The organism is Accumulibacter sp. (genome assembly GCF_016789985.1).
GTDB lineage: Bacteria > Pseudomonadota > Gammaproteobacteria > Burkholderiales > Rhodocyclaceae > Accumulibacter.
Map to the genome: position 1 here is coordinate 1 of NZ_JAEUOL010000293.1, position 6,685 is coordinate 6,685.

6 protein-coding genes and 1 pseudogene are annotated in these 6,685 nt (G+C 62.3%); 2 read left to right on the plus strand and 5 right to left on the minus strand.

The genetic code is table 11. The features are described from left to right. Positions 1-138 precede the first annotated feature (138 nt). Together JNK99_RS17115 and JNK99_RS17120 are read left to right on the plus strand one after the other, a co-directional pair. Positions 139-1,050: pseudogene (locus JNK99_RS17115) on the plus strand (HAD-IC family P-type ATPase); the annotation flags it as partial. Positions 1,051-1,176: 126 nt separating this feature from the next. After that, positions 1,177-1,341: a hypothetical protein gene (locus JNK99_RS17120; protein WP_291855559.1), complete on the plus strand. Its 165-nt coding sequence runs from the start codon at positions 1,177-1,179 to the stop codon at positions 1,339-1,341. Positions 1,342-1,391: 50 nt separating this feature from the next. Here JNK99_RS17120 and JNK99_RS17125 read toward each other — a convergent pair whose 3' ends face one another. The 5 genes from JNK99_RS17125 to JNK99_RS17145 form a co-directional block, all read right to left on the minus strand. Continuing rightward, positions 1,392-2,474, minus strand: coding sequence for an acyltransferase family protein (locus tag JNK99_RS17125; RefSeq protein WP_291855562.1), 1,083 nt, complete (start codon positions 2,472-2,474; stop codon positions 1,392-1,394). Then, positions 2,471-3,172, minus strand: a complete 702-nt coding sequence (locus tag JNK99_RS17130; RefSeq protein WP_291855564.1) for a GDSL-type esterase/lipase family protein — start codon at positions 3,170-3,172, stop codon at positions 2,471-2,473. The genes JNK99_RS17125 and JNK99_RS17130 overlap by 4 nt, the downstream gene beginning before the upstream one ends. Further along, positions 3,162-4,160 (minus strand): polysaccharide deacetylase family protein, encoded by a 999-nt coding sequence (locus tag JNK99_RS17135; RefSeq protein WP_291855567.1) that lies wholly within the window; start codon positions 4,158-4,160, stop codon positions 3,162-3,164. The genes JNK99_RS17130 and JNK99_RS17135 overlap by 11 nt, the downstream gene beginning before the upstream one ends. A 55-nt stretch (positions 4,161-4,215) precedes the next feature. Continuing rightward, entirely contained in the window at positions 4,216-5,541 is a 1,326-nt protein-coding gene (locus tag JNK99_RS17140) for a putative O-glycosylation ligase, exosortase A system-associated (protein WP_291855570.1), read from the minus strand. Positions 5,542-5,679: 138 nt separating this feature from the next. After that, positions 5,680-6,685 (minus strand): phenylacetate--CoA ligase family protein (locus JNK99_RS17145; protein ID WP_291855572.1); only part of this gene is annotated, 1,006 nt, incomplete at its 5' end.

The window sequence follows — 6,685 nt, forward strand, 5'->3', positions numbered from 1 at the left end:
CTGCGCCTTGTCTCCGCCCTTCTGGCAGAATGCGACGAGGAATGGATGACCGGGAAAATCTACCTCAACCTGAATGACTGATGGCTATATCCCGATGGAATCCCTTGGGGGCTTTTACAGAAAAGAAGTTGCGCTGCCAAGACCGGCACCCTCACCCATGGCAAGCCGGTGCAGACGGACTTCGAACTGCGCGGTGCATTGCCCGAGAACGATGCGCGCAGTCTTGCGGTCAGCCTCGCCGCACGCTCCGACCACCCGGTGTCGCGGGCGCTGGCACAGGCGGGCGCGCAGGCCGCAGTGTCAAGGAGGGAAGTGAACGACTTCGCCGCCATTCCCGGTCGCGGCGTACAGGGCGTGATCGACGGAATCGGCTATCAGCTTGGCAATCACCGCCTGGTCCACGATCTGGGAGCGTGTTCCCCCGAGCTGGAAACCCGGCTCGATGCGCTGGAACGGCAGGGCAAGACGACCCTGATGCTGACCGACGGTCAAACCGTACTGGCGCCGTTTGCGGTGACCGACAGCGTGCGCGATAGCAGCCGCGCCGCCATCGCCGAACTACATTCCCTGGGTGTCAGGACCCTGATGCTGAGTGGCGACAACCCGCACACCGTCGAAGCCATTGCCTTCCAGGTCGGTATGGACGAGGCACGTGGCGACTTGTTGCCCGAAGACAAGGCGGAGGTGATCGGCGCCAAGCTGGGAAAAACGGGCAAGATCGGGATGGTCGGCGACGGCATCAACGATGCGCCGGCACTGGCCCGTGCCGACATTGGTTTCGCCATGGCTGCGGCTGGCACCGATACGGCGATCGAAACCGCCGACGTCGCACTGATGGATGATGATTTGCGCAAGATTGCCCGCTTCGTTCGTCTCTCGCGCGCCACCCACGCCGTACTGGTGCAAAACATCGTACTGGCGCTCGGTATCAAGGCGGTTTTCCTGGTGCTCACCCTGATCGGTCTGGGCAGTATGTGGATGGCGGTTTTCGCCGACATGGGAGCAAGTCTGCTGGTGGTATTCAACGGCTTGCGCCTGTTGCGGAAATGACCGGGTGGAGACAACATCCATCATGATCGTTGGATCAGATGAAGTTTGGACTGAGCTTCCCCCCAAAATCTCGTCTGCCCAGGGTGACATGAAATTGACGCCACTTTGGGAAGGCATGAGACGAAGATGGCGCAGCCGGCCTGCCCGACCGGGTTCAAGGAACTGGCGGTCAAGCGGATCAAGGAAGGGCAGAACGTGGGCACGGAAGGCAAGCTCAACGGCGCTGGCGGGCGGGTTGTCACGACGGATTCGAGAACTGGATCACAGGGCCGCATCAGGAGATACTGGTAACATGCGTCCCGCCCCCTTTGACAAACGAAAAACCGGGGGAAGTTCGCTGTCTACTTGCCATTGAATGCAAAGCGCAGGAGATCCGAGGGAGAGATGCAGTAGCGATGAATGGCTGCCGTCAGGCCGAAGGTCGCCAGAACGACGATCGGAAACTTGACATAGGCCGACCAGGGTACGGCCAGCAGCAATATCGCGATCAGAACGACAATGACGTGGTGAAAGAGGTAGATCGTATAGCTGGCATCCGACATGAAGCGCGTCGCTCTTCCTGCCTGCGCGAACAGTCGCCTGAACAGCCCGATCACCGCCGCCACCGTGATCCAGGTCATTAGCGTAGCCGCCAGGCCGGCCAGTTCGCCGAGCAACCGGGACTCGGTGTTGACCAGACGATCGAACCACAGGCACAGGAGAACCGCGGGCACCAGCAGCCCCGGGTGAATACGGAAAAAGGAGCCACGCATGGCTGCCGAACCGTACATCAGCATGCCGACAAAGAAAAACGCGAAGTTGCCAACCAACCTGAACGGGCTCGTGAGGCCCATCAGATTCACATAAGCAAGACCGGTGGCGCGCACACCCAGTTCGAGACCGGTGGCGAAAACGGCAAGCAGCATCAGTTGCAACACGGGGTTTGCGACCGTCAGAACGCGCTTGCTCAACCAGTGGATGGGCTGGGCCACACGGCAATTGAGGAGCGCGGCCAGCGAGAAGTAAACCAGGAGGTCGACCAGGAACCACAAATGGTAGATCGGTACGCCGGAGAGCAGCGCACTTCGAACATCCTGCCCGCTCAGGCGGGCAATGATGATGACCTGAATGACATTGAGCGTCCCCCAACTGACCAGCAGGGGAACGGCGATTCGCGGCAATCGCTTGCGCAGAAACGTCCAGGTGCCGTAGCGCTCCAGGGTGAGCGCACAGAAATAGCCCGAAATCCAGAAGAAGGCCGGCATGCGAAAACTGTGGATCGCACTGGCCAGCCAGTCGAAAAACGCGGAGCGTGCCGGATCCGCGACCAGCCAGGTACCGGCGGGAATGTAGACGTTCGCCGCGTGAATGACGATGCCCAAAGCCATGAGCGCGCCCCGCGCGGCATCAAGCGCATGGTCACGACGCGCGTCTGTCGCCGTCATGGTGCGACACCGCCCGCCGCAAGGCCTTGCACGAGGGCGGCACGCAGCCTGACGTAACCCGCCGCCGACAGATGCAGGCCATCGGGCTCCCACAAGAAGGGTTCGGAACGCACTGCCGAGTCCACCGGATTCCCGAGGTATCGGCAAGCGCGCCGCGCCGCACAAAGCGCGCTGAGCCGTGCATTGGCCTCGACCACGGCCCGATTGATCCGCTCCTCCTCATCCGGAACAGCCCGCCTGACTGCCTGCAGCCCAAGCACAAACAGCGGAACATGTACGGGCAGCTCACTCAACAACTGCTGATAAGGAAGTCGGTCGACCTCGACGCCACGCACGATATCGTTCAGTCCGATGTTGAGCACGATGGCGCTCGCGTCCTTCGGTGAGGAATAGGTGCGCAAGCGTTCGCGCAAGCCCTGCACCGTATCGCCCCCGAGTCCGAGATTCAGTGGCCGCGCCGTCACACTTCCGGTGTCCAGGCCCTGGAAGGTGCTGCTGCCGAGGAAGATCACCCGCCCTTTCTCGGCGTTGCCGTCGAGCCGCCGCAGGTGTCCTGCCTGGACCTGCCCGAAGTCGTCCGCAGGACAAGGATGCAAACTGGAATACAGCAGCGATGCCCCGGTCAACCCGACCAGCAAACCGAGGGCAACAGCCAGGCTGCTTCGCAGGCACCTGCGATGGACAACTTCAGACTCCATGCGCGGCGCCTGCCACCGGGTAACGGGTCTGTTTCTGCTGCAGGAGCAGACGCATCGCCCAGGTTGTCAGCGACTGTCCCCAGGGGGTGAACCTTGGCAATTGAAAGCAATCGGCACCCTGCCGGGCGACCCCGGGCGCGGTGCTGACCGCGGCGGCGAAGCCAAGTCGGCGCACCAGCTCGACGTGGCTGTGATCATAGTCGGACCCCGGTTTGCCGTTCGGATAGGCAAATACGTTCACCGGCGAATCGATGATTTCCTGCAGTCGGTCCCGCCCACCGGCGATCTCGTGTGCCGCTTCGCTCGCCGTCAAAGTCGTGAGGATCGGATGGCGAACCGTATGACCGCCGATCTCCATACCCGCACGGTGTAATTGCCGCACCTGCTCGCAACTCATCATCAGATCGGCCGGCAACGAGGCAACCCCGGCGGTCGCCTGCAGGCGGGCGATCGCCTCCTCGCGCTCGTTCAGGCTCAGGTACTTGATGTGCGCCAGCAAGCTGGCGATCACGTTCCTGCGCGCGGCCGGCCCGGCCAGCGGGCAAAGACCCAGGCCAAAGCCATCAAGATCGAGTTGCTCATGGCGGCAGGCTCGTACGGTTTCGATCACGCTGTCGTTCCACATCCGGCCGCCGTCGAGAAATCCGGTTGACACAAAGAAACTGGCCACGATGCCGCAGCGCTGCAGGATTGGCAACGCCACCTCGGCGTTGTCGGCATAGCCATCGTCGAAGGTGACTACCAACGCCCGTGCCGGCAGTTCGCCGCGGGCCAGACCGGCGGCCGCTTCAGCCAGTGACATGACGCGAAAGCTCGCCGCCACGAAGCGCATCAGCCGTTCAAAGTTTATGGCATCAGGCTCGTACGGAAAGAGTGTGTCGGCCCGCGCGTGGACGCGATGAAAGATCAGGATGGATAGTTTCGGCGAGTCCAGCCCATGCGCCAGACCGAAGGCGAAGCGACTGGCCGTGGTCAACAGCGAATTCATCGCCACTCCAATGCCAGGACAGCCTCGCCAGTCCGACGGCGAACCCGCGCGTGGATCATGGCGTGCTCCCGAGCGCTGTGGGCACCGCGACCGGGTTGACGATGGTCGCACCTGCCACCTTTGCCTGCTCTCTGAGCGTAGCATCCACCAGTACGACGAGGCAGACAATATAGTAGATCAGATCCAGATGGGCCAGGCTGAGGAAGGCTCCACCGGTCGCAAAAGCGACAAGACTCACCTGCACCATGCGCATCAGCATGGGCACCCAGGAGCTGTATCGGGGATCACTCTTCGCCAGCCGGGCCAGCCGTGCGGACGTGCGCCAGGTCGCAACACCCAGGAGCAGGAACAGTGCCAGACCGGGGAAGCCATGCTCGCCCAGCATCTGGAAGTAGATGCTGTGCGCCACATAGACGTTACCGCCGGTGTATACGCCGGCCCCTCCTGGCGGTGCATAGATGGCGAACACCTGTGGCGTATCGACCACGAAACCCCCACCGGTCAGCGGACGGTCGAGGGCCAGCGCCCACAACGTCTTCCAGGCGTAGATCCTCGACATCGCCGACGTGTCCTGATCATAGGTCTCGATGGTGTGCATCCGCCCGCTCCAGGTATCGGGCATGAAGGCGATCGCGGCCAGCAGTCCGAGGCCGAGCAGGACGCTGTTGAGCACCGGGCGGCGGGACTTGAGTCCCAGAAAGCCGGTCATCGCAACCAGGGCGAGGAGCGCGCCGCGCGAGTGGGTACCCAGAATCGAGAAGGTGAGGGCAACCATGCCGCCGACCAGGCCCCAGCGCAGCCAGCGACGAACGGACACCTGTTGCAGGTAATAGAAGAGCGGCAGCAGCATCACCAGCGCCAGCCCGAAAGCGTTGTTGTCGAGCAGGAATCCACCGGGAGGACCCCAGACGCGTCCGCCGCCGCCGGTGAGCAGAGTCCACACCCCACCCTTGACCCCATAGAAGCCGATCGACACGACGATCACCCAAACCAGACGCTCTATCTGTTGCCGACCGCGCAGCAACATCAGGGTCACATAGACCATGAGGTGAATCTTGAACACCAGCAACCAGCGTTCGAACACGACTTCGGTCGTATTCAGCGCAAAGAAACAGGTCAAGCTCATCCACAGCATGAGCAACACATAGGTGACCGTAATGCTGTTCACCGGAAAGGGCCGCCGCTCGCGCGAGAACACGCAGCTCAGCAATGTGGTCAGCGCAACCATGTGGGCAAAAGGCATCGTCGCCGCAAAGCCGAAGGCGTTCTTGTGCGGGATCATCATCGAAATCCACGCCCAGACATAGGCCCCCAACGATGCGCTGCGCAGGATGAATGGCAGCAGGCCGACAATGATTACCGTGATCAGGATGTCGCGCATGCTTCAACCCGTCCTTTTTTGACAGCAGGATGCCGGCCACGCCACCCACCGGTGGTGACAGGCAACCCAGGCTCCGCCGGGCACCAGGCTGGTCGCGGCGCGCAACAAACCGGCCCGAGCCCGGCAAGCCCTGGACGATCAGCCACGCTCGTTGTCCCTCCCAACGGCCAAGCCTTTGACCCGACTGACGACATAACGGAACTTGCCGGACGATTCGCTGGCAATCTCGCTCACCTTCTCGACCCGGACCTCGACCACCTCACCCAACCTGGCCTTGAAGTCCCTGACAATCCGTTCCTCTGAAGACCGATCGAAGGCCGGCCCGACCACCAGCTTGACAACCGTCCGGTCGATCGATACCTGCTCGATCCGGAAGCGCTCGACCCCGGGCAGGTCGCGGACGGTGTAGATCAGTGCCAGACCGTGCATGACCGTACCGTCATGCGCCACGACGAAATCCGTGGTTCGCCCCTGAACGTCCTCCAGCACCGGCAGGCCCCGGCCGCAGGCACACGTCTTCACTCCTAGAACGCCTACGTCGCCGGTGCGATAGCGGACAAACGGGAAATCAGCGGTTGCCAGATGCGTGACGACGATCTCGCCGGCTTCACCGGGCTTCGTGTGCCTGCCGTCAGCACCGATCGTCTCGACAATGATGTCCTCGGCACTGATGTGCAGGCTACCGGACGGACACTCGTGAGCGATGAAACCGGCGTCGCGGGCACCATAGCCATTGGCTACCGGACAGGCAAATACCTCGCTGATCAGCGCCCGCTGCTCGGCATAGAGCTTCTCCGAGGTCACAAAAACAACCCTGATTCCCAGGTGGCTGAGGTCCACATTGCTCGCCCGCGCATGGCGCGCAATCAGCGAGAGACTCGACGGATAACCGAAGAGCATTGCCGGACGAGTCGCACGAATGGCCTCGACGAACCGTTCCAGATTGCGCTCCGACATCTCGAACGCCGGCAACAGGTGGCTTCTCATCAAACCGTCACGCAGACGGCGGATGCGATCCTGCGCACCCAGTTCGATCGGGCTGCCCCAGACCACCAGCTCGCGATCACCGATGTCGACGTCCCACCAGCGGGTGGCGCGCCACTTGGCCGCCACATCGTGACTCTTGCGCCCCTTGCCCATATAG

What these genes read in the sequence shown, in the direction of transcription:
- JNK99_RS17120 (WP_291855559.1), top strand. Translation starts at nt 1,177, where the DNA reads ATGGCGCAGCCGGCCTGCCCGACCGGGTTCAAGGAACTGGCGGTCAAG.
- JNK99_RS17125 (WP_291855562.1), bottom strand. Translation starts at nt 2,474, where the DNA reads ATGACGGCGACAGACGCGCGTCGTGACCATGCGCTTGATGCCGCGCGG.
- JNK99_RS17130 (WP_291855564.1), bottom strand. Translation starts at nt 3,172, where the DNA reads ATGGAGTCTGAAGTTGTCCATCGCAGGTGCCTGCGAAGCAGCCTGGCT.
- JNK99_RS17135 (WP_291855567.1), bottom strand. Translation starts at nt 4,160, where the DNA reads ATGAATTCGCTGTTGACCACGGCCAGTCGCTTCGCCTTCGGTCTGGCG.
- JNK99_RS17140 (WP_291855570.1), bottom strand. Translation starts at nt 5,541, where the DNA reads ATGCGCGACATCCTGATCACGGTAATCATTGTCGGCCTGCTGCCATTC.